Source organism: Nostoc spongiaeforme FACHB-130 (assembly GCF_014698475.1).
Classification (GTDB): domain Bacteria; phylum Cyanobacteriota; class Cyanobacteriia; order Cyanobacteriales; family Nostocaceae; genus Nostoc_B; species Nostoc_B spongiaeforme.
The window spans coordinates 40,807-64,190 of the sequence record NZ_JACJTB010000038.1 but is presented as its reverse complement, the minus strand read 5'-3'; the positions used below and the strand labels follow the sequence as shown (position 1 = coordinate 64,190).

22 protein-coding genes and 1 tRNA gene are annotated in these 23,384 nt (G+C 40.7%); 14 read left to right on the top strand and 9 right to left on the bottom strand.

The genetic code is table 11. From position 1 onward, the window contains the following. Positions 1–1,107: 1,107 nt before the first annotated feature. A tRNA-Arg gene (locus H6G74_RS23170) sits at positions 1,108–1,180 on the bottom strand. Positions 1,181–1,516: 336 nt separating this feature from the next. Between H6G74_RS23170 and H6G74_RS23165 the strand changes: the two genes are divergently transcribed. From H6G74_RS23165 to H6G74_RS23155, 3 genes are all read left to right on the top strand, one after another. Continuing rightward, a complete protein-coding gene (locus tag H6G74_RS23165; protein ID WP_190969895.1) occupies positions 1,517–2,176 on the top strand; it encodes an Npun_F0813 family protein in 660 nt (219 codons plus the stop codon). A gap of 194 nt (positions 2,177–2,370) precedes the next feature. Next, positions 2,371–3,222 (top strand): hypothetical protein, encoded by an 852-nt coding sequence (locus H6G74_RS23160; RefSeq protein WP_190969894.1) that lies wholly within the window; start codon positions 2,371–2,373, stop codon positions 3,220–3,222. Between the two features lie 14 nt (positions 3,223–3,236). After that, positions 3,237–4,235: a transposase gene (locus H6G74_RS23155; RefSeq protein ID WP_190969893.1), complete on the top strand. Its 999-nt coding sequence runs from the start codon at positions 3,237–3,239 to the stop codon at positions 4,233–4,235. A gap of 57 nt (positions 4,236–4,292) precedes the next feature. Here H6G74_RS23155 and H6G74_RS23150 read toward each other — a convergent pair whose 3' ends face one another. Further along, positions 4,293–5,240: an ADP-ribosylglycohydrolase family protein gene (locus tag H6G74_RS23150; RefSeq protein ID WP_190969892.1), complete on the bottom strand. Its 948-nt coding sequence runs from the start codon at positions 5,238–5,240 to the stop codon at positions 4,293–4,295. 74 nt (positions 5,241–5,314) lie between these two features. Beyond that, complete coding sequence (locus tag H6G74_RS23145) at positions 5,315–6,256, bottom strand: ADP-ribosylglycohydrolase family protein (protein ID WP_190969891.1); 942 nt, start codon at positions 6,254–6,256, stop codon at positions 5,315–5,317. A 651-nt stretch (positions 6,257–6,907) separates the two neighbouring features. Here H6G74_RS23145 and H6G74_RS23140 point away from each other — a divergent pair. Together H6G74_RS23140 and sir are read left to right on the top strand one after the other, a co-directional pair. Beyond that, positions 6,908–7,444 (top strand): outer membrane beta-barrel protein, encoded by a 537-nt coding sequence (locus tag H6G74_RS23140; protein WP_190969890.1) that lies wholly within the window; start codon positions 6,908–6,910, stop codon positions 7,442–7,444. A 413-nt stretch (positions 7,445–7,857) separates the two neighbouring features. After that, positions 7,858–9,825: a sulfite reductase, ferredoxin dependent gene (gene sir, locus H6G74_RS23135; RefSeq protein WP_190969889.1), complete on the top strand. Its 1,968-nt coding sequence runs from the start codon at positions 7,858–7,860 to the stop codon at positions 9,823–9,825. A gap of 208 nt (positions 9,826–10,033) precedes the next feature. Here sir and H6G74_RS23130 read toward each other — a convergent pair whose 3' ends face one another. Continuing rightward, positions 10,034–10,831: a hypothetical protein gene (locus tag H6G74_RS23130; protein ID WP_190969888.1), complete on the bottom strand. Its 798-nt coding sequence runs from the start codon at positions 10,829–10,831 to the stop codon at positions 10,034–10,036. A gap of 340 nt (positions 10,832–11,171) precedes the next feature. On the opposite strand from H6G74_RS23130, the gene H6G74_RS23125 reads away from it, so the two are divergent. Beyond that, positions 11,172–11,354 carry a CsbD family protein gene (locus tag H6G74_RS23125; RefSeq protein WP_062287092.1) on the top strand — a complete coding sequence of 61 codons (183 nt, stop codon included), beginning with the start codon at positions 11,172–11,174 and terminating at the stop codon, positions 11,352–11,354. A 213-nt stretch (positions 11,355–11,567) separates the two neighbouring features. Here H6G74_RS23125 and H6G74_RS23120 read toward each other — a convergent pair whose 3' ends face one another. Beyond that, positions 11,568–11,840, bottom strand: a complete 273-nt coding sequence (locus H6G74_RS23120) for a GlsB/YeaQ/YmgE family stress response membrane protein (RefSeq protein WP_190969887.1) — start codon at positions 11,838–11,840, stop codon at positions 11,568–11,570. A gap of 154 nt (positions 11,841–11,994) precedes the next feature. On the opposite strand from H6G74_RS23120, the gene H6G74_RS23115 reads away from it, so the two are divergent. Next, entirely contained in the window at positions 11,995–12,240 is a 246-nt protein-coding gene (locus H6G74_RS23115) for an HNH endonuclease (protein WP_190969886.1), read from the top strand. Positions 12,241–12,275: 35 nt separating this feature from the next. After that, a complete protein-coding gene (locus H6G74_RS23110; RefSeq protein WP_190969885.1) occupies positions 12,276–12,524 on the top strand; it encodes a hypothetical protein in 249 nt (82 codons plus the stop codon). A gap of 113 nt (positions 12,525–12,637) precedes the next feature. Here H6G74_RS23110 and H6G74_RS23105 read toward each other — a convergent pair whose 3' ends face one another. After that, positions 12,638–13,687: an anti-sigma factor antagonist gene (locus H6G74_RS23105; RefSeq protein ID WP_190969884.1), complete on the bottom strand. Its 1,050-nt coding sequence runs from the start codon at positions 13,685–13,687 to the stop codon at positions 12,638–12,640. Between the two features lie 293 nt (positions 13,688–13,980). Between H6G74_RS23105 and H6G74_RS23100 the strand changes: the two genes are divergently transcribed. Then, positions 13,981–14,778: a 7-carboxy-7-deazaguanine synthase QueE gene (locus H6G74_RS23100; protein ID WP_190969883.1), complete on the top strand. Its 798-nt coding sequence runs from the start codon at positions 13,981–13,983 to the stop codon at positions 14,776–14,778. A gap of 177 nt (positions 14,779–14,955) precedes the next feature. Further along, complete coding sequence (locus H6G74_RS23095; RefSeq protein WP_190969882.1) at positions 14,956–16,443, top strand: esterase-like activity of phytase family protein; 1,488 nt, start codon at positions 14,956–14,958, stop codon at positions 16,441–16,443. Between the two features lie 49 nt (positions 16,444–16,492). Here the strand turns inward: H6G74_RS23095 and H6G74_RS23090 are convergent, their stop codons facing one another. Both H6G74_RS23090 and H6G74_RS23085 read right to left on the bottom strand, forming a co-directional pair. Continuing rightward, positions 16,493–17,137: a DUF3318 domain-containing protein gene (locus H6G74_RS23090; RefSeq protein ID WP_190969881.1), complete on the bottom strand. Its 645-nt coding sequence runs from the start codon at positions 17,135–17,137 to the stop codon at positions 16,493–16,495. A 77-nt stretch (positions 17,138–17,214) separates the two neighbouring features. Next, the gene (locus H6G74_RS23085) at positions 17,215–17,772 is read right to left on the bottom strand and encodes a hypothetical protein (protein WP_190969880.1); all 558 of its coding nucleotides are present in this window, start codon (positions 17,770–17,772) and stop codon (positions 17,215–17,217) included. A gap of 502 nt (positions 17,773–18,274) precedes the next feature. On the opposite strand from H6G74_RS23085, the gene H6G74_RS23080 reads away from it, so the two are divergent. From H6G74_RS23080 to H6G74_RS23070, 3 genes are all read left to right on the top strand, one after another. Further along, the gene (locus tag H6G74_RS23080) at positions 18,275–19,318 is read left to right on the top strand and encodes an amino acid ABC transporter substrate-binding protein (RefSeq protein ID WP_190969879.1); all 1,044 of its coding nucleotides are present in this window, start codon (positions 18,275–18,277) and stop codon (positions 19,316–19,318) included. A 47-nt stretch (positions 19,319–19,365) separates the two neighbouring features. After that, entirely contained in the window at positions 19,366–20,292 is a 927-nt protein-coding gene (locus H6G74_RS23075; RefSeq protein ID WP_190969878.1) for an amino acid ABC transporter permease, read from the top strand. Positions 20,293–20,433: 141 nt separating this feature from the next. Further along, positions 20,434–21,582 carry an amino acid ABC transporter permease gene (locus tag H6G74_RS23070; protein ID WP_190969877.1) on the top strand — a complete coding sequence of 383 codons (1,149 nt, stop codon included), beginning with the start codon at positions 20,434–20,436 and terminating at the stop codon, positions 21,580–21,582. On the opposite strand, the gene H6G74_RS23065 is transcribed toward H6G74_RS23070, so the two are convergent. Beyond that, positions 21,583–22,488 (bottom strand): DUF4351 domain-containing protein, encoded by a 906-nt coding sequence (locus H6G74_RS23065; protein ID WP_190969876.1) that lies wholly within the window; start codon positions 22,486–22,488, stop codon positions 21,583–21,585. It abuts the gene before it with no gap. A 137-nt stretch (positions 22,489–22,625) separates the two neighbouring features. On the opposite strand from H6G74_RS23065, the gene H6G74_RS23060 reads away from it, so the two are divergent. After that, complete coding sequence (locus H6G74_RS23060; protein ID WP_190969900.1) at positions 22,626–23,366, top strand: amino acid ABC transporter ATP-binding protein; 741 nt, start codon at positions 22,626–22,628, stop codon at positions 23,364–23,366. The last annotated feature ends 18 nt before the right edge of the window (positions 23,367–23,384 follow it).

Below are 23,384 nucleotides of genomic sequence, written 5' to 3'. Positions count from 1 at the left end.
TTTCTGTTGCTTTCATCTTGTTATTCATTTGTGTGTTGATAAAATGCTAACCACAAGTAAATACTCGATAGATAGGCTACCGATAAGATGCAGACAGTTAGAATAAACTGAAAGTCATTCATAATATTGAATTTCTGGATAAAGGTGCGCGAACAGTCTACAAATTTTCATTTGTAAACTTTAAAGTCAACTTCAAAATAGTTGAATGCCGTGAAAATGAATTAAAATTCACAAGCTTGAATCAAGCATAATGAATCACGACTATAAAGATGCAACAATTTTTCCTCAACTCCGTTGAGGTAGACGGCTAAACAGTGATGAATTTCACTTGCCTACTTGTTGACTAGCTTTTGACCTAAGCCTTAGTAATGCTGTTAACCCTAAACTACTATCAAAACAGTAGAAATGATGGGGCTGCAAGCATTGATCACTCTCTAAAATGCCAGCGATGATCGCTACAGTTTTTGTTTGCCCTTATTCTATAATAAACCAGAGAATAATTACTGATTTTTTTTGAAAAAATAAAATATTTTTGTGAGAAGATACTAATTCAAAGCTAGAGTTAAGCAGACTTAGCAATTATATTTAAAATCAAGTATTTATCCTGAAAATCATATTTATTGAAAAAATTTTCTTAAATTTTCTCGATTTTGCCGCTAATTAATATTAGTAATTCATGACATTGATGCTATTAATAGTATTTACTAAGTTTGATTTATATATAATTTATTTTTGTAAAGATATACTTTTAAAACTTACACAGTGAGATGAAAAATCAAGGGTATAGGGCAATACAGTTCAGTTAAGGCAACAACTTAGATTGGTGTAGGTTGGGTGGAGGAACGGAACCCAAGATTCACTCATACTTTTTTGGGTTACGCTATCGCTACACCCAACTTACTATTCTCTTAACTGAACTGTATTGGGGTATAGGGGTGTACTTCAACTGCGCTCAGTAACCAGGGCGTAGGTGTTCAAAACCCTGACACCGTTTGACTGACGATAACAGCAAAGCCCTCAAGCCTTCACACCCTTGCACTCATACTTAACAAACAATCTTGGCGCATAAGTCCTGATTTAACTTAAGAGTTGGTATTTTAATTTTAACGAGCGCGGCAGGGCTCGAACCTGCGGCCGATTGCTTAGAAGGCAATTGCTCTATCCACTGAGCTACGCGCCCAAGCTAAAGTCATGGCTGTGACTAGAGCCATCAATAATAATTATATCGTTATTGCCCCTAAGAAGCAATCAAAAATTGCAGATTTGCCATAGCAAGGCTAAGATGCTAGTCGAACAAAGCAAATCAGTTATTGATTAGCTATATTGGGTGGTCAAGGCGAGTTATTTGCATTTTAGTGGAGATATCCTTTGGGTAGCTTACACTAAGGTGCCTAAAGAGCGATCGCGCCACTGACCTGAAACACATACTAAGTAATCGCACTCTTGGCGATGTTACTAAATCAGATTATAGATCGCATATCCACAAAGCCCCTGTGAGGAGTTATTTTAGCGTGCCATGTTTATTCTCAAACGGCAGGATGTTGAAATATCAAGCATTCAGCACCCAAAAAGGGATCAGCAAGTGCCGATCCTCCATTATCAGGGGCAAACCTTTCGGTTGATTACTTTGTTTAAAGCTAATCAAGAAGAAGAAGCTCGCGCCTTGTGGAGAGATTTGACAGATAATCGCGGTAAAGCTTGTGTCTTACTAGAAGAGCCAGATCGTTTTAGCATCTGGGGTAAAATCCGCTTAGAACAGCTAGATGGTGATACTGGTGGTCATGGCAAGACAGACATACTCATTCAAGCCAGTATCTTGCTACTGCAAGCGGTACATCTGGATATTGAAGAGTTTTTAGGCGCTCGTCAATTAACATTATTTGAAAAAGATATGGGGGAAGTTTTTAGACAGCAGAAATTCCCTGAAGCTTCTTCCCCCGAATCCGTTAAACACTTAGTGACCATAGATCCCTTAGAAGACACCAAACTTCCAGCTTGGCAAGAAAATCATGTAACTACTTTTTTACAGGAACTGCACAAGCTAGGGAAAACTTATTTTGGTAATGCCAACTTTGCCAATAAAGTAGCCGATAGGTTACAGGATATGGCAGAAGGCGAGCGATCGCTATTTATCTCCTGGCTCAACCAATCTTCCCTCAATAAACTCTGGCAATAGCCAGTCAAAGGATGAATTATGAAGTATGAAGCCTGAAAAACTTACTTATATCCTGAATTTTTGTCAACAAAGCTTTTTTGCTCCAATAGCGACCAAGGCACATCACATACCAATAAATTTTCATTTCAGACTAGCCTGCGGCAAGCCGCTTTGCTTCTATACACTTCCAGCGTGCATATACATAGTCAATTCCTATGAGTAGTTCTTACAACAATTCTCTGCGTTCTAAATCTATATTCAGTAATCGTAATATTCTCTTGGCCGGAATTGCCTGGGCAGTAGCGGCACTATTATATTTTTTGCTATTTAGTGCTAAAATTCCAGGAGCCAACGGCGTAGAAAGTCGTACCGAATGGTATGTAATTGGCACAAATATTTTTGAAGCGTTAGCTTACTTGGGTGCTGGTATTTTATGCTTAAGGAATTGGCGTAGCCCCCAAATCGTCAGTAGTCGAAATGTGTGGTTGGCAATTGCCATTGGTATGCTTTCTTATTTCCTGGGAGGGATATTTTTTGGCTATACAGAAATAATTTTAAAAGAAGAACCGGATGTATCCATTGGCGATGTATTTTTTGTATTGACCTATATTTCCCTGGGCGTAGGCATGATCTTAGCTGTGGCATCAAGACGTATTAATCTCGAAAAATGGCAATGGCTGATTGTTGCTGCCATAGGAGTCTTTGGTAGTTTGGTGGCATGGTGGATTTCAATGCAACAAACAACACCAACAGAACTACTAGCCGCAATTTTGAATTGGTTTTACATCGTGAGTGATGTATTGTTGCTGATTATTGCGACAACCTTACTCTTAGCTTTTTGGGGTGGACGGGTAGCTCAATCTTGGCGAATGATTGCAGCGGCCGCGTTTTCGCTTTACATTGCAGATATGTGGTTTAAATTCGCTCAAGGGCCTAATTATCAAAGTGGAGACATATTAGAAGTGTTTTGGGTATTTAGTGGAGTGTTATTTGGTATGGGCGCAGTCCTAGAACATGACGCATCATTGAGCCGGACTCGCCGGGAGCGTGGACGTAAACGAACTTAGATTTGGTGTCTACCGTGAGAAAACTAACAGAATCAGATAAACAAGAAATTCTTAAGTTATATCGAGAAACTGCTGAAACGACCTCGACTTTAGCAGAACGTTATGACGTGAGCAACTCAACCATCAGTCGTCTGCTCAAAAGCACCTTACCGGAAGATGAGTACGAATACTTGGTTTCGTTGAAACGGGCGGCTAGGACTCCTGAAGGTAGGGCGCAGGTAAATTATGAGCAGTTGCCTTTGCTGGTACCAAAAGAGCCAGAAGTTGAACCTCCTCAGAGCGAAAGCAAGCCTATAGAATTGCCCAAGCTCAAGTCACAAGAGCCAGTCATTGAAGCAGCATCAGAACCAGAAGATGATGAAGACTCAAATTCTGGTATTAGAAGAGTGCGGCGGCGTTCCTCGGCAGCTACAGAAAAACCAAAGCCAAAATTGGTGAAAAAAGCCGACATTGCGCCAGAACCACCACCAGAAATTGCCAGCATTCCTAGCCCAATACTGGATGAAGAACGTCCCAAAGTTGTGGCTTTTGCCGATATTCTGGGTGAAGAACTGCTCGATGAGTCTGAAGATTTAGATGATTTAGACGATGATTTAGATGATGACGATTTAGATGATGATGATTATGAGGAGGATGAGGATGACTTTGATGAGCCAAGACCGTTAGTTACAAGACGCAGGTTAGGTGAAGCACCAGTCCAAGTTTTGCCATTGTCGGCGGCTAATTTACCGAGAACTTGTTATTTGGTAATTGACCGTTCCGCCGAGTTAATTACTAGACCACTCAAGGATTTTGGTGATTTAGGGCAAATTCCGACTCTGGAAACTCAGCAGCGAACTCTGCCGATATTTGATAACCATCGCGTAGCAAAACGTTTCTCAACAAAGCGCGATCGCGTGATTAAAGTTCCTGATAGTAGAATGCTCCATAAGGCTCGGACTCATCTCCAAGCCAAAGGCATCACCCGTCTTTTAATTGATGGTCAAGTCTACTCTTTGTCTACGGTTCAATAAGTTAGGAAGGGGAACCAGGTAAAGAAAACTGCTTGTAAACTATTGCCTGTCCCCTTCTCAATTACCAGAATAAACAGCAGCAGCAAAACGTATTGCTAGACTAACAATGTCATCTTTACGGGCAATTTGGTTAATCCATTCCTGGGGAATACTTTCTACACCGTAGTAAATTCCTGCTAATCCACCAGTAACAGCTGCGGTGGTATCTGTATCCCCACCTAAATTTACAGCCTTAAGTACCGCCTCAGCGTAGGATGAGCTATTTAACAAGCACCATATAGATGCCTCCAAAGTATCAATCACATAGCCGCCAGAATTAATCTCTTCGACTTGTAACTTGGCAATTTCACCACTCAATACCCTGGCGAAATAAGGCTTTTCTAAAAGATATTCATCAGCAGAATAAAGGGATTGGATTTTATCTAAACCTTGTAGATAAGCGGCTTGAAGATTAGCTCCTTTTAGCAGTTCCTCCGCAATACTAATATAAATGCCGCAGGCCATTTGCGATCGCAAATGAGCATGGGTAATACAAGACACCTGATGCACTCGTGAAATCAATTCCGGGAAATCTAAGGTTTTATGGCAATAAGCAATCGGCAAAATTCTCATCAAAGAACCATTGCCATTACTATTTTCATTAGTACCCCCTGCTTTCAAGGGCGGAGTTCCTTGTTTCCAATTGACAATTGCCAGAAATGTGGTGTTACCAATGTCAAATACTTCGCCTTGAGGTGTCCAGTAACCTTCGTTGTACCAGCGCCAAAACGAACTAGCTATAGTATCTAGAGAAAATCCCCCACAAAGGCTGTCTGCCAAACAAAACGTCAGTGAACTATCATCTGACCAAGTGCCAGGGGGAACATCCCAAGTTCCATAGCCCAGCATTGATGTAACTGGAGATTTCACACGTTCAGCGCGGCTGGTAAACTCTACCGGCACACCCAAGGCATCACCGACACATAAACCCATTAAGCCAGACAAAACCTTTGCGGAGGTTAGCATTATTCAACAAGTATGGGGAACGTTTCAATAAATAATTTTACTTTTGAAAAGTCCCTATTAACTACTGGGTACTATCATTGGCTGTAAACAGTAGCAAAACGCCTAGCCAAATTCATAATGTCCTGTTTGCGAGCAACTTGATTTACCCAAAGTTGAGGTATACCCTCAATCCCGTAATAAATTCCCGCTAACCCCCCAGTGACAGCCGCAGTTGTATCTGTGTGTCCGCCCAAATTCACAGCTTTTAATACTGCTTCTGCATAAGACGCACTATTTAACAAACACCACAAGGATGCTTCTAGGGTGTCAATAACATAACCGCCAGATTTAATCTCTTCAATTGGTAAGCTGGCAATGTCACCACTAAATACTCTAGCAAAATGGGGCATTTCTTCCAGAAATTGCGGTGCAGAATAAATAGGTTGAATTTTTTCTAAGCCTTGAGTGTAAGCTGTGGGCAAATTAGCACCTTGCAGTAGTTCAATCGCGATACTAGTATAAATACCACACGCCATTTGCGATCGCACATGAGCATGGGTAATACAAGACACCTGATGCACCCGCAAAATCAATTCCGGGAAATCTAAGGTTTTATGGCAATAAGCCATTGGTAAAGTTCTCATCAAAGAACCATTACCATTACTCATTTCGCTAGTTCCCCCAGCCTCTAAAGGTGGAACCCCTTGGTTAATTCGCATAATAGCCGCGTGAGTACTCTGGCCGATGCCAAATATTTCCCCTCTAGGAGTCCAGTAAGCTTGCTTGTACCAGCGCCAAAAAGACAAAGCTATGGCATCCAAGGAATACCCCCGACAAAGGCTTTCTGCCAAGCAAAACGTTAGGGAACTATCATCAGACCAAGTTCCCGGCGGTTGATGCCATGTGCCGTAACCCAGCATCTTCGTGACAGGGAATTTCATTCGTTCAGCGCGGCTTGTAAACTCCACAGGCACACCCAAGGCATCACCGACACATAAACCCATCAAACCAGACAATGTTTGTGTAGCGGTTTGCATTATGCCATCTCCACGAAAATTGCCAAAATTTCACAGTCAGAACACAAGTAGCCCAATACAGATATCTTGCACCTAGCCCTAGCGATTAGAAATCACCGCTATACAAACAACGTCCGCACTTCGGCAAGCTCAGTGACCACCTGCGCGGACTAACAGAAAATCAAGCTTTTTAACCCGCCTACGCGGGTTTTGCCTGTGTAGCCGTGACTTCCAGTCGCCTGGTGCAAGATATGTGAATATCTATAAATCACACCCCACCCTGATAATCGCCTCTGAGTACTGAATTCTGCTGAATTTACTTTATATATTTCTGCCATAGCTTATTGCTATTACTGCTACAGGCAATTGTTAGGCATTAGTTGAAATTGCAAAATTATCAATTTTTATTGCATCAGTCATGTAAGAAAAAATTAATTTTTCTCTCGTTTCTGTGCCAGTTTTTTAAGCGCCTACTCACAAAAGTTCCGGCTGAGATAAATCTTGCTGCGAATATTGGCAAATTTTATGCAAGCTAAAATAGTAAATCTACTATTAGCTTTTAGGCATTAATCATCACAGCCTTTTTTTAGGAATCAAAAATTATTTGGAACTTTCGTACACAATTTACGACATAGTAAATAACAGTAATAATTAACAAAATTGAACAAAATTATGAAAGGTTTACTTCGGTCTTTCGTGGCAATTTCAGCATTGTCTTCTTTAGTTATTGCACCCTTGATGATAAATGCCGGACAAGCTGCGGCTCAAGATAAAAAAGGGACTGATGCTAGTTACATTGGTGCTGGTGTGGCAGCAGGTGTTACCAATGGCGGACTCAACAACGATGCAGCTAACGTTGGCGGTAATCTCACAGGTAGAGTCAAATTAGGCAACCTTCCTGTTTCTGCACGCGGTAATGTTCTCTGGAATGATCAGACGACTAGTATTATTCCAGAACTTTCCGTAGACGTGCCTATTGCTAATAGAACTAATGCCTATGTTACTGGTGGTTATTCTTTTGTTGAAAAAGATGGTTCACCCAGTCCTTTGGGTAATAGAGATTCTGTAGTGGTGGGTGCTGGTGTCGAATCAGAAGTTGCGAATAACTTCTTGATTTACACAAATGCCAAAGTTGGACTACGTGCTTATCAAAATAGTCCCGCTTCTGCTGTTAGCATCAATGGTGGTATTGGCTATCGTTTTAAATAACTAACTCTCTCGGAAGTGAGAAGTTAATTTTTCAATAGATGTAATCTTGGTGAGCAATTCTAACATTTACAAATGTTAGAAAATAAAGATTTATTAGCTATCAACTTATACTTAAGGATGTTGGGATAATTCCAGTTCAACATGGTGAATGATGTTGTTGAACTTTGAAGGTTGATGGAATATCAGACTTTATCCGTAAAAGTCAGCGAAAACCAACAAACTTAAAGTTGATTTATACCACCTACTTCTATATGCTGGTTTTGTTAAGTGTAAAACTATCGACAAAGCCGGCTTTTCGCCGTGTTACAATTGTCGTATTCCTCATATTTCCGACCGAATTACCGGGAATCACTGAGCCAAAAACTTAGTCTTGGGTTTCATCCCTGCTTTATTGAGAATACTATACAACTCTCATGGTTAAATCTGCTCCTCCTCCACTTGCCAACCGTAAGCCCTCAAAAGTAGAAGGCATCAAAGAAAATAGTAATTTTTTGCGTGAACCTGTAGCAACGCAGATCCTTGAGGATACTACTCACTTTAGTGAAGATGCGGTGCAAATTCTCAAGTTTCATGGCTCCTACCAGCAGGATAACCGCGATAATCGCGTCAAGGGGCAGGAGAAAGATTACCAATTTATGCTGCGGACAAAGAACCCAGGGGGGTTTGTACCGCCGCAATTATATTTGGCTTTAGATAAGCTGGCTGATGAATATGGCAACCACACATTAAGGGCTACCACTCGTCAAGGTTTCCAAGTGCATGGCATCTTAAAGAAAAATCTCAAGGCTGCCATTGCGACTATTGTTAAAAATCTAGGTTCGACGTTGGGCGCTTGTGGCGATATTAACCGCAACGTCATGGCTCCACCAGTACCTTTCAAGAATCGCGCTGATTATCAGTATGCTTGGGAATATGCCCAAAACATTGCTGACTTACTGTCTCCCCAAACCGGCGCTTATTATGAAATTTGGCTAGATGGCGAAAAAGCCATTAGTGCAGAAGAAAATCCAGAGGTGAAGGCGGCGCGGCAAAGTAATGGTAGCGGCACAACTTTTACTGACAGTGAAGAACCACTGTATGGTACTTACTATATGCCGCGCAAGTTTAAAGTTAGCGTGACAGTACCGGAAGATAATTCTATTGATTTATATTCCCAAGATTTGACTTTGGTAGTTATTACCAATGCTCAAGGGGAGTTAGAAGGATTTAATGTCTTTGCTGGTGGCGGTTTAGGCAGAACCCACAATAAAGAAGAAACATTTGCCAGGTTAGCAGACCCGATTTGCTATGTAGATAAATCAGATGTTTACGAAATTGTCAAGGCAATTGTGGCGACTCAGAGAGATTATGGCGATCGCACTGACCGCCGCCATGCTCGTTTAAAATACTTAATCAATGATTGGGGTGTAGATAAATTCCGCGTCAAAGTTGAAGAATATTTTGGTAAACCAGTCGCCCCCTTTAAACCACTGCCAGAATTTAAATATGAAGATTTCCTTGGTTGGCAAGAACAAGGCGATGGCAAGTTATTTTTAGGTATCTCGATCGACAATGGGCGGGTAAAAGATGAAGGTTCCTTGCAACTCAAAACCGCCTTGCGGGAAATTGTCGAAAAATTTCACCTACCTATCCGCTTAACACCCCACCAAAACCTGATTTTCTGTGATATTGCCCCAGAAAACCAAGCAGCCATTCAAGAAATTCTCGACCGTTGCGGTGTTGTCTCTGACCCCGGTAAAATCGAACCACTATTCCGCTATGCAATGGCTTGTCCAGCTTTGCCTACCTGCGGTTTAGCTATTACCGAATCAGAACGGGCAATACCAGGAATTTTAGAACGTGTCCGGGCGTTGTTAGATAAAGTTGGTTTACCAGATGAGTATTTTGTCATCAGAATGACAGGCTGTCCCAATGGTTGCGCTCGTCCTTACATGGCAGAATTAGGTTTTGTTGGTAGTGCGCCAGAATCTTATCAAGTTTGGTTGGGCGGTTCACCACATCAAACAAGATTGGCACAACCAATAGTCGAAAAGTTGCACCACAACGATATTGAAAGCTTTTTAGAGCCGATTTTTGTTTTCTTCAAAAAATCACGCCAAGCAGAAGAAAGCTTTGGTGATTTTTGTTCACGGGTTGGTTTTGATGCTATTCGTGAATTTGCAGCACAGTATCAGCCGGAAACTGTCGCAGTCACCACCGCAGAAACTCCAGCACCAGCCGCACCAGGTAAAAAGAAAGCTGCACCCAGCCGATCCCGTCCCCGTATTAGCCTTTATGACGAAGTTTTCAGCAAGTTAAAGGAAACTGCTACCAGTCAAGGTAAATCAATGACAGAAATAGTTAATGAAGCCTTGAAGATTTACTTGCAGATAGACAAGTAACTAGAACTTACGCACCGAAATTGTCTGTGGAGATTGGGTGTCAGGGTGAAGGGGTATGGGGTGTAGGGGTTTTGAATACCTATACCCCTATAGGGAAATCAAAATTCAAAAGTAATATAATTTTTGACTTTTGACTTGATTTTGCCCCTACACCCTGGGCTAAAAACTTAATTTTTCGTTTTTTTAAACAATTAACTTGAGTTCAGGATTACTCTATTTCTTCACAACGAATTAATAACTTTTCCATCCCTTCTGCTAAAGAAATTAAATCTTTCCAAGAAGAACCAGTGACTAAATTTTGCGCGTGTGCTAGTCGGTTGCGTAACTGTTCGGCAGATTTAAGGAAGCGTTCACCAAAACGTTTTGACTTTAATTCTAATTGCTCAAGCAGTTCTGGTTTATTTAACACTAATTCTCGTTTGTCACAAAACTGGAGATAATCTAATAAATCTGTGGCTTCGTTTCTTTCTTGACTTTCTCGCCACAGACGTTTGGCGATTTCTACCCGTTCTGGTTTAAGGAATTTTTGCCAGGAATCTTGGGGATAATAAAGTCTTACCAGTCGCAGTAAGTTCATTTCTAGCAGTGTTACCAAGCCAAATAATAGCATTCGCACTGGTGCTTTTTGTAAGTCGCCACAAGTCACAATTCCACTAACTTGATTGCAATCTAAGACAAATAAGCGGGGAGTTTGCCGCAGAATGGGTAATAACTTCATCAGTGGTGTGGAGATGGCTATAAGTTCTTGGGAATGAAACACTCGTTGATAGTCGCCGCATTTACCTGATTTTGCTTGGATTAAACAAGAGCGTTCAATATAACCAGTGATATTGTCTCCCGTTTCAATACCGACCACATCAAAATCCTGTGCTTCCATCCATTGCAATACCTCTGCTACCTCTGCTTGGGAGGAGACAGCTTTCAGAGGTTCGGCTACATACTCGATTGTAATGTTGTTCTCAAACAAACTCCGCAGGTCTTGCGATCGCGATTTTAGGTGTTTCATCTACCTTGAGCCATAAGACATCCGCAGGATTAGTATTTCACTCTCTGCGACTTTCTGTCAGTGCAAGCTGAGAACCAATCCTCTAACATTCATCATTCATTATCAGAAGTTACGTAGTGAGATGTAAAATCAAGAGTCTCGCATAGGGCGCAGGAGTATAGAAGTTTAGGTAAGCCAAAACTCTCATACCCATTCTCAACAGACAACCCAGCGTAAATTATTTTCGTATATCTGTCTAAAGATATTAATAATAATTAATTGTTATATCATTTGATAGATACATCAAAATCGAAAATCCTGATATTTTTTCCTTAGTTTACAAATAGTCAAGGTAAAAAATATGAGTATCGAAAACCGCATCGAAGCAACTGCTAAAAATATTGAAGGTAAAGTGCAGGAAGTAGTTGGTGAAGTTACAGGTAATCCCGCAGATAAGGCTGAAGGTAAAGCTAAACAAGCGGAGGCGAACGTAATTCACACCACAGAAAACATCAAAGATGAACTTAAAAAAGCTATAGACTAAATATAGAGTAAAGTTTTGAGTGCTGAGGAGAAAGCTAGTAGATTCAATGCTTTGATTAATCAATACTATACTCAGCTATGAGACTAAGGCTATAATTTTGGCTTTCAGCTTTTAGTTTTATACAAAAAACTCCACTTTAAATAAAAGTGGAGTTTTTGATATTTATGATTGATTGTAACAACAAACTCGGCCTAACCATAACTCTTTATGCAATTAATAACTGGGGCGATTAGTAAGTAAATTCCAGATAAAAATAGCAATAATTGCGCCAATAATGGCAACAATTACTCCTGGGATACTCAGTGTTGCCGCAGTAAATTGAAACCTGCCAGTTTCTAACAATGTCACCAGAGTTCCGCCAATTAAAGCACCGATGATTCCTAAAACCATAGTTGTCAAAATGCCACCACCTTGACGGCCAGGATAAATAGCCTTAGCAATGGCTCCAGCAATCAAACCTAAGATAATCCAAGCAATAATATTCATAATTAATTCTGCAAAGATTCTCCCCGTATGTTATTGAGAGCTACTTGCTTTTCCTTCTACCTCAAGAAATAAGTATTATGGCAAGATAAATGTAATGTCTTCTTCAATCTACTTTTGTTGACAATCTATGTCGGATGATTCACGAGGATAATGTATGAATAAAACCCCCCGGATTCGCATACCACCTGAAGTTAGACAATATGTATTTCAACGTGATAAATATCAATGTCAAAGCTGCGGTAAGACGGACTTAGAAACTAATTTGACAATTGACCATATCATTGCTTTGGCGCGTGGTGGTCAAAATGATATCAGCAATTTACACACTCTTTGCTTGACTTGTAATCTCAAAAAATCTGACAAAACAGATCAGCGTTTTCGGCGACATTTTCAAAGTTAGGCTAATCTAGAATAGGCTGTTAGTTTTGAATTTGTATGTCTCGTAAAGTCAACAGCAATTCTTGTAGATTTGGCAAACTTAGAACCCCAGCATTTTATTTATTAGCTGCGATCGCTATTTTAGCGGCTGCCTTTCCTAAACTATATGAAATTAAAACAAAGGCTGGAATTAATATCTCAAGTAAGTATCATGCTGGAACCTTTTTAGAAAAGCATACGCTTGGTTTATTCAGATGTGAATGGCTTTATCCATATCGGTGCGATCGCCGCAATGGCAAAGTTTAACAGCTAAATTATAGTAGCTGTAAATCATTCCTCACAAACAAGATACCCGACTTTTTCACAATCGGGTATCTGAATAAGCATATTTGACTGACAAATTTAAAATTATATTTTTGCTAAACAGCGCCACTTTTTTTGTTAAACAAAATAGCAACAGTTTTCAAAATTAACTTTAAATCGTACAGCAAACTCCAATTTTTTTGATATTGCAAATCCAGGCGAATCACATCTTCAAAACTGCGGACTGTAGACCGACCATTCACTTGCCATTCTCCAGTCATTCCTGGTTTTACGTCTAAACGTTGCCACTCTGGTACTTCGTAACGTTCAACTTCATCAGGTGTTGGTGGTCTAGTACCTACTAAACTCATATCACCTTTTAAAACATTCCAAAATTGTGGCAATTCATCTAAACTTGTGCGCCGTAAAAATCGCCCGACTTTAGTAATTCTGGGGTCATTGTCATTCTTAAAAAATGCACCCTGTACTTGATTTTTGACTAAAGCTTTTTTGGCTTCCGCATCTACACACATAGAGCGAAATTTCCAAATTTTAAATCGCTTACCCATCCAGCCGCAGCGAGTTTGACTAAAGAAAATCGGGCCAGGATCATCAATTGTAATTGCAATAACAATCGGGATCAGCAATATTCCTGTAATCACTAAACCCACTAGTGAACCCACTATATCAATCAAGCGTTTCATCCAAGAGGCTATAGAGGGATGAGTGGTAGGAAGTTGCTCTAGTTTACGAGAACTATTTTTAGAGACTTCTATATCATTTTCTGCTGCGATAAATGCGGCTTCGCCACTAGACTCCATTGGAAAGACTTGATCTAATCCTGTCAGAGTTAGTACCGCCATAACTTGGGGGGTAACATCTCGCAGAATGAGGGTAATTCCTCTTTCTTGAGCAATTTTGTAATTACTGACCAGAGCGCCTAAACCACTACTGTCCATAAAAATCGTCTGGTGAAAATCAACGATGATTTTCTTAAGATGTGGGTTGGCGGCGATCAGGTCTTGGCAGGTTTGTTTAAAGCCGACTGCTTCTAGCACGCTTAACCGCGCCGATACCTGCACTATCGCCGTTTCATTGAGGGAAGTAACTGGGAAATTTACCTCTGTGGGTTGGCTAGTCATGAAGCTCTGCACTTTCGTTGCCATGTAAATTTAATCTGCCAAACATTATTTTGTCCTAGAAAATCACTGAACCTCAAATTTCAGGGGTAGGAACAAAGACTGATTTTTCGCTGTAGTTGGGGTGGTAAGGACGTTTTGAAAGCATAAGGCTAAGAACAGTAATATTTTTACATTTTTACCTTCTGCTCCTTTTTGCTTTTGACTGTAGTTATCTGGGTTTAGAGCCGAGATTGCCAAGGACGATTCACAATAGAACAAGAACACAAAAATGTACTTGTTTTAATATCGCCACGGCGCGATCGCTTTGCTACTATCCCATGACTGCTAACACTACAGAACCTACCGCACGACTGATTGAGGTCTTTTCTGCTATTCAAGGGGAAGGATTGAATGTCGGGACACGTCAAATTTTTATTCGCTTTGCTTTGTGTGACTTACGCTGTCATTTTTGCGATAGCTCCCACACATGGAATGCACCCACTACCTGTAAGGTAGAACGATCACCTGGATCACGAGAGTTTGAAATTCACTCTAATCCCGTCCCCTTAACCATATTACTCGACTGGATTAAACGTCAAAATCTACCGTTGCTACACGATAGCATTAGCCTGACTGGCGGTGAGCCGCTTTTACATGCCCCTTTTTTGTATGAATTTCTGCCCCAAGTGCGATCGCTTACTGCTTTACCAATATACCTAGAGACTGGGGGACATCGCCCAGAACAACTGGCGATGATTTTGCCTTACCTAGACTCTGTGGGTATGGATTGGAAACTGCCTAGCGTTAGCGGCGAGACTTATTGGCAAGAACATACAAAATTTCTCCAATTATGCCACAACAACCCATCTTTGGATGTTTTTGTCAAGATAATTATTTCGCAAAGTACCAATCCCGATGAGTTGCAAAAAACAGCTTTACTGATAGCAGATATCAATCCCAAGGTTCCTGTTTTTTTACAACCAGTCACCCCATTACCTGCTTCTGAACAGTTCACTACTACACCCATACTCGCCCCGAATCCCGACCAAGTGCTGATGTGGCAAGCTTTAATGAAAAAGTTTGTGCCTCATGTCCGGGTTGTACCGCAAACTCATAAAATGCTCAATCAATTGTGAAGAAAAAGTGTTGAGTGCTAAGTGCTGAGTAGTATGAAACTTTGATGAAGATTTTCCCATGTCAAAACCGTATTCTATTAAGTAACCATGTGATATTGACTACCTTAATTTTTCGATAACCTTTCTTTAATCTAGAAGTCCAAAGCTGAAACCACTGTGTCTTTTTGCAAGGTGTACATGATTTCTGTCAAGCATTGGATTTCTGGATTCAGTTTTTCCCTGGTCACTGCCGTAGTTAGTATTACCGGATCGGCCACAACTGCTAGTGCAGTTTCTTTGGTTAATGGCATCACAATTCCCGGTGGTAGTACAGATTTATCTGCTTCTAGTACGAATAGCGCCAACACCAATCGCCTGGGGTTTTTCTCTGACTTGTACTACGATCGCTCTAATAATGTGTACTATAGCCTGGCTGATCGCGGCCCCGGTGGTGGTGTCATCAGCTACAATCCACGAGTGCAGAAATTTTCTTTGGATGTTGACCAAAATACAGGAGCCATCAGTAATTTCCAATTACTAGACACGATTATCTTCACCCAAAATGGTCAAAACTTTAACGGCTTAAATCCCGGAATCCTCAATGGAAATGCCAGCCTTCTTGGTCGCAGTTTTGACCCAGAAGGATTTGCGATCGCTCCGAATGGGAATTTCTACGTTTCTGATGAATATGGCCCCTCTGTCTACGAATTTAGCCCGACTGGTTCCTTTCTCCGGGCATTTAACACCCCCAGCAATCTGATCCCCAGACAAAATGACAGCACAATTAACTATGTTGATGGTCGTCCCACAATTTCCACTGGTCGTCAAGACAATCGTGGCTTTGAAGGCGTAACCCTCAGCCCAGACGGTAGCCGCCTATTTGCTATGTTGCAAGACCCGTTAGTTAATGAAGGTTCCCCAGATGGGCGACGCAGCCGCAATTTACGAATAGTGGAATTTGACACTAACACCGGGAATAGTACTGCTCAATACATCTATCAGCTAGAAAGCTTGGCAGATATTAATGCCCGTGTTCCTGATGATACTTTTGGAGCCAATTCTCAAGGACGCAATATTGGTATTAGCTCCATTACAGCCTTGAACAATAACGAATTTTTAGTTTTGGAACGGGATAATCGTGGTGTGGGTGTGGAAGATCCCACAGGTGCGATTCCTGTTGCTAGTAAACGCATCTACAAAATTGATTTGACTGGTGCAACCAATGTGAGTGATATTAGCTTGACAGGTATCAATGATTTACCTGCTGGAATCACACCCGTCAGTAAGACTTTGTTTGCTGATATTGCCGAATTTCTGAGAAATGCTGGACAAACCATTCCCGAAAAATTTGAAGGGTTGGCAATTGGGCCGCAACTTGCTGATGGTTCTTACGCCTTGATTGTCGGGACAGATAACGACTTCAGCGTGACCCAAAATGGCGATAATGAACAATTTGATGTGTGTACAGATGGGACTAACTTCTCTCAAGTCCCCATTGATAGCGGTTGTCCTACAGGACAGTCTTTAATTCCAACTTTTGTTTACGCCTTAAACGCCAGTCAAGAAGAATTGGCAGGATTTGTACCACCAGCAAGAGTTCCCGAACCAACCACAACGGCGGGACTAATTTTACTGGCTGCTAGTAGTTTATTTGTGAAGCGACAGTTTAAATCTGTGCAAAAGTAAATAAATACTGCTTTGGGTGGGTACTGCCCACCCAAGAAATTCTTTGTAGTTACAGTCCGCTATCCTCTGGAGAGCGAGATTTAGCTTTTGCCTTGTTGGCGCTGCGTTTGAGGGCAGAAAGTCGTGCTTCATAACGAGACCGTTGGCGTTTGCTGGGAGTAGTATCAATTAAGGTTTTCAAGGCACTACCGAGACTCTTGTAGGCATTGGGGAGACTGTAACCAAAACGAGTTGCTAGTGCGATCGCTTTTTCATCAGCATCCAGCAATTCTCGCATTTGCTTTTCGCCATTATTTTTTTGATAAAGTCGCCAGCCAGAAACACCACATAGCGCCAAGGCTAACACCAGCAACAATCCATCTTGTACCCACAATTCACCCACAGCACCGCCTAAACCAATAGCCAATGCTGCCATTTCCCAACCATCTTTGGGAATTGTATCCATTTGAATGCGGGCAACTTCATGCCAGAACAGCAGATTACGCTGATCCATAGCCAGAGCATCCCATTTCACCAAGTCAATTTGAATTTCTACTTGGTCTTTACCAATTTCTTCGCTGCGGATCAGGGGTGGATTGACCTCAGTTGTGCCTTCAACTGTGACCCAGCTTTGCAATTCTGGTGGTAGTAAGCCTTTTAATCGCCGGAGTTCACTCATTTCTGCTTTGGCAGAGGAGGTTGCATAGGATGTCATAAAATCCAGCCCTAGAAAATTTCAGTATATAGAGAGGGTATCACTTTGGAGTATAGCTATTTAAGTGGTGATCCGCCTCAGTCACTTGGAAAAGTCCCTCGTTTTTTTCTGGCCTCCATTGCCTTTTCTAACATTTCCAGTAAACCTGGTGCTTCTTCCTGAATCGTGAGTAACATTCTTTCGCCAATTTCCACGTTTCCAGGATCTTCCCCTGTAGCCATCACTTCTTTCAACCGAGGGATAGCTATACTATCGACAATTTGAATTAACCCACTCAAACAACGTTGAAATTGCTTTTCTGTCAAAATCGAGTCTTCCAGGGGAAATTCAATAATGGCACGGATTTCGCCGTCGGATGGGTCATATTCCCATTGCAGCATTTTGGTTTCCCAAGAAATGGCTAACATCGTCTGGAGAATCGCCGCTTTGTAAGGATGGTCTTGCACTCCAGCCAAAACTTGAGGCGCAAAAATGCGGAAAAACTTTCCCTCCTCATCTAGTTGAACAACTATCAGAAAATCTTCTAGGTTATCAGCTTCCACCCCTGTGATAATACGGTCTTCTTCATCATCAAAGCGGTAGTCCCAACCTAGTTTGTCTAAGTAACTGGCAATCTGTTCGAGATTTGCTCCCATAAAAGCCTCGTAAGAAATGGTGGAGCGGCTGTCACCAAAACTAGTGTAACCTGCTAGGGGTCTATGTTTAGGTTGATGTGGCGACTTCTGCTTGTTGAGAAGTATGCAATAAAATACTGCATAATTTCGGATTTTTTCGACTGATATGTCTAAATTCTATGAAATAAGAAAATTATGTTCGAGAAAGTACCCATAAGGACAAAATATTTCACAATTTTTGTATTTCAAGAATCAGTATTTCAAGTAATAGTTAAAAATGCACATACCATGAGTAATAAAAAGCTAGATAAATTTCCAATTTTAAGTAAAAAATAGATGCTCAATTTCTTGAAGAAGTCTGGAATCTAAAGCCTGATGATCACCAAACTCAAATAAAACTGCTTGACAACACAGATGCTAAAAAATCTCCAAAAAGTCTTATATTACAAACATCGACTGAATTTTTTACCAAAATATTGTAGTCGTCAACACATTGTTTAGGATTTAATATTCACGAAAGTTTATGTGGAAATCAGCTTGGATTCTAGCGATCGCACCTTTAATCTTGACACTTGCTGCTTGTAGTGGAGAATCAAGCCAAACAACAAAGACAACCAGCGATCGCACGGATACAGTTAAAAGTCGTCGTCAGTTAATTTGCGGTGTGAGTGGCGAAATTCCCGGTTTTAGCTTTGTCGGTACTGACGGTAAATACAATGGTATTGATGTAGATGTTTGCCGTGCTGTAGCCGCAGCAATGTTTGATGATCCCAATGCTATTGAATTTCGCAATCTCAACGCCAAAGAAAGATTCACCGCCGTCCAAACTGGGGAAGTAGATATTCTCAGTCGCAACACAACTTGGACACTCAGCCGTGATACCTCCGTTGGTTTAGAATTTGCACCTGTTGTCTTTTATGATGGTCAAGCCATCATGGTTCGCAAAAATAGCAACATTAAGTCATTAGCAGACTTAAAAGACAAAGCAATTTGTGTGCAGACTGGTACAACTACCGAACAAAACTTAGCCGACCAGATGCGTAAACGCGGTATTACCTACAAACCAGTTGTTTTTGAAGATGTAAATATTACCTTCGCCACCTACGCTGAAGGACGTTGTGACGGAGTGACAGCCGACCGTTCCGCCTTGGTTTCCCGCCGCACAACTCTACCCAAACCAGAAGAAAACGTGATTTTAGATGAAGTGATTTCTTCTGAACCCCTCGCGCCAGCAGTTGCTAAAGGAAACACAAACTGGAACAACATTGTGAAATGGGTAGTTTATGCCCTTGTCAAAGCCGAAGAATTGGGGATTAATTCTCAGAATGTCGCGCAAATGGCTAACAGTACCGATCCAGATATTAAACGCTTTTTAGGCACAGAAGGTAACTTAGGTGAAGGACTCGGTTTAACTAACGATTTTGCTGCTAGAGTCATCAAACACGTTGGTAATTACGCGGAAGTATACGATCGCAACCTCGGCCCCAAAACCAAACTCAATCTCGCCCGTGGTCAAAATCAACTCTGGACGAAGGGTGGGTTGCTTTATTCTCCGCCATTTAGATGAAGTGTGAAGTATGAAATTTCATACTTTTGACAAAGGACAAATAACTAATGACAAATGACAAACCCCCCATTTGGCGTGATTATCGTTTTTGGCAAATCACAGCACAATTTGTTGCTGTGTTTTTAGTGGCAATTTTAGTAATAATTTTTTGGAGTAACCTGAGCCGCAATTTACAACAATTAGGTATTAAATTCGGCTTTGATTTTCTCAAGCAGCAAGCATCTTTTGATATTGGTGAAACGCCAATTACTTACAAAGCCACTGATACGTATACCCGTGCTTTATGGGTGGGATTAATTAACTCATTGCGGGTGGCGATCGCAGGCATTTTTTTCACGACAATTGTCGGCATAACTGCTGGGATAGCGAGGTTATCTGATAACTGGTTAGTGCGAAATATCAGCTTAATTTATGTAGAGATTTTTCGGAATACGCCTTTACTATTGCAATTACTATTTTGGTACTTTGCTGTTTTTTTGAGTTTTCCTAAAGCAGACAATAAAATTTCTCTTTGGGGTTTTATCAGTCTCAGTCAAAATGGCATTGAATTACCTTGGGTTCATTTTTCTCCAGAGTTTTCGGCTTTACTGTTGGGGTTAATTTTTTACACAGGTGCGTTTATTGCAGAAATTGTCCGGGGTGGGATTCAATCAGTACCTAAAGGACAATGGGAGGCGGCGCGATCGCTTGGTTTCAAACCTGGATTAGTAATGCGCTTGGTGGTTTTTCCCCAAGCCTTACGGGTAATCATTCCGCCATTAACTAGTCAGTATCTGAATTTGACGAAAAATTCTAGTTTAGCGATCGCTATTGGTTATCCCGATATTTATTTTGTCGCTTCTACCACCTTTAATCAAACCGGGAGAGCCGTAGAAGTAATGTTACTACTTATGTTTACTTACCTTACCTTGAGCTTAACTATTTCTATAATTATGAATTTGCTCAATCGTACCGTAAAAATTCCAGAGAGATAAAAGTGATATATAGGAATTGGGTTTGATTTTTGAAATTATCTGAAAAGACTGGGAGTAGGGAATAGGGAGTAGGAAAGAGAATTTTTTAGGTATACTGTATTTTTTATCCAAATAAAATTTGATTTATATGGAAAAGAATCAATGATAAATTATCAATTAACTTGGCTGCGGAAAAACTTATTTAACACTTGGTACAACAGCCTGTTAACTGTTGTCTGTTTAGTATTTATATTTTGGGCGTTACGTAACGTCATAATTTGGGCAACTACTCAAGCACAATGGACAGTAATTCAAGTTAACTTGCGCTTATTCTTAGTTGGGAGATTTCCTCAAACCCTATATTGGCGTGCTTGGATTGTTTTGGCGATCGCATCTGTTTTATTCTCCATCACTAGCGGTATTTTATTTCATAAACAAAGTCTTTCTAAGCTGAGATTTGCTATTTTTGCTTTTACTTATAGTGGATTATTAATTTTTCTGCCTTTGGAGTTCACCTCGCGTATATGGTTACTATTTATTGCGGCATTAACATTAACAAGCTTTTGGCTGAGTCAAAAATTTTATAAAACTATAACTCCTTGGCTATCTCCACTCTGGCTATTATCATTTCCCCTAATCATCTGGCTAATTGGCGGAGGATTGGGTTTACAAAATGTCCCTACAAATTTATGGAATGGATTACTACTCACTGTTTTAATGGCAGTCGTGAGTATTATACTTTCGTTTCCTTTAGGTGTTTTATTAGCTTTAGGACGTACTAGTAATTTGCCTATTTTACGTTGGTTTTCTATTCTATATATAGAGATTGTGCGAGGATTACCACTAATCGGTATTTTATTTCTCGCTCAAGTCATGTTACCTTTATTTTTACCAACAGATTGGCGGTTAGATAGAGTCATTAGAGCAATTGCCGGATTAGTTTTATTTAGTGCAGCTTACATGGCAGAAAACGTCCGTGGCGGACTGCAAGTAATTCCCCGTGGGCAAATTGAAGCCGCTAAAGCATTAGGATTAAAAACACCATTGATCATTATATTAATTGTCCTTCCTCAAGCTTTACGAGCAGTTATTCCGGCAATTGTCGGACAATTTATTGGCTTATTTAAAGATACTTCACTGTTATCTTTACTAGGCTTAGTAGAATTAACAGGCATTTCTCGTTCCATCTTGGCACAGCCACAATTTATCGGGCGCTATGCAGAAGTTTATTTATTTGTTGGGTTAATTTACTGGCTATTTTGCTATTCAATGTCGTTAGTCTCCCAACGTTTAGAGAGACAGTTTAATTAATTATTGTGCGGTATCACTTTCATCAGATAAGAAAGTCATAAATTCTGCCAAAGAACTGACAGTAATAGCCGCATCCATGAGATTTTCTAGCTGTTCTACACTCGCACTTTCCAAACTTGCGACTACTGAAGGTGAAATTTCGCCAAAGCGTCTTTGCAACACCCGTATTAATTGCCGTCGCGCACCTTGCTCTAAGCCTTGTTCTAAGCCTTGTTCTAAGCCTTGCTGAAGACCTAATACTTTACCTTCAGTTAAAATCTCTTCATACCAAGGTGATTCTCTTAATACTGTCATATCCCACCTCATAATTTGCTGTACTAAAGGTGTCTCTAACACAAAACTAGCAAAAAATGCCAGCAATGATTCTAACTGGTTGAACTGGTCATCTGCTCGTAGTATTTGTAGTGCGCGTTGTACAACAGATGCTTCTCCTCCGCCTCGCAATATCGGCACGAATGGTAACAAAGATGGTATTGGTTGCTGAAACACAATCTCAGCATCTACTTCCCACAAGTTAATCACGCGATAGTCTTGGATAGCACGTAATCCAAAAAATTCTTGCTCGTAACTACTGACAACTGTTACTGTCGTTGGCGGTGGCAAGATGTTGATTAATACTGGATAAGTAGGCAGTTGGTAACGTTCCTCTGCCAAAGCCGCATAAGCCCTCATCCTTAAAGGCATTTTGGTTGTGTAGCGCAATTGCAATTCTGTGAGTACCAAAAAATCACCACACGCCTCACTGTATGCTTTTACAAGCACATCTGTTTCGCGGCTAATCCACTGAAACTCAGAACCTAAAATTTCTTTTGCTATGACTTCTGGGCGCTGCGTTACCCATTTTACCCAGGCATCGGGAGCGAGACTAATTAATCGCTTACCACCTGTATCTGCTGGTTTAGACACCGAATTTTTTGTAACAGTACTAAGATTTAATAATACATCAATCTCTAATTTTCAGAGCCGTCAATTTGGTAAAATTCAGGCAATATTTTTATTTACTAGATGTTATTAAAAATACAATTCAGGTAGAAAAATTCATGATGATAGATAAAGAATCAATTATTATTGCTGAGAATGTTCATAAATGGTATGGAAAATTTCATGTTCTCCAAGGTGTGAGTTTAACTGTTAACCGAGGAGAAGTAGTAGTATTAATGGGGCCTTCTGGTTCAGGAAAATCTACTTTTATTCGGACATTTAATGCTTTAGAAGAATATCAAAAAGGAAAAATTATTATTGATGGGATTACCCTGAGTAACGACTTGCGGAATATTGAAGCAATTCGGCAAGAAGTGGGAATGGTTTTTCAACAATTTAATTTGTTTCCCCATCTCACTGTATTGCAAAATATTACCTTAGCGCCAATTTGGGTACGTCGCTGGTCAAAAGCGAAAGCGGAAGAATTAGCAATGCAACTGTTAGAAAGAGTAGGAATATTAGAACAAGCACAGAAATATCCCGGACAGTTATCTGGTGGACAACAACAACGGGTAGCGATCGCGCGTGCATTAGCGATGCAGCCTAAAATTATGCTATTCGATGAACCCACCTCAGCTTTAGACCCAGAAATGGTACGCGAAGTATTAGATGTGATGCGTACTCTAGCCCGTGATGGAATGACGATGGTTGTAGTTACCCACGAAGTCGGATTCGCCCGTGAAGTTGCTGACAGAGTAATGCTTATGGATAGCGGTTCTCTTGTAGAGTCAGCAACACCTGATATATTTTTTACCAACCCTCAAGAGGACAGAACTCGCCAATTTTTATCTCAAATTCTCTAGCATTAAAGTCTGTAAATA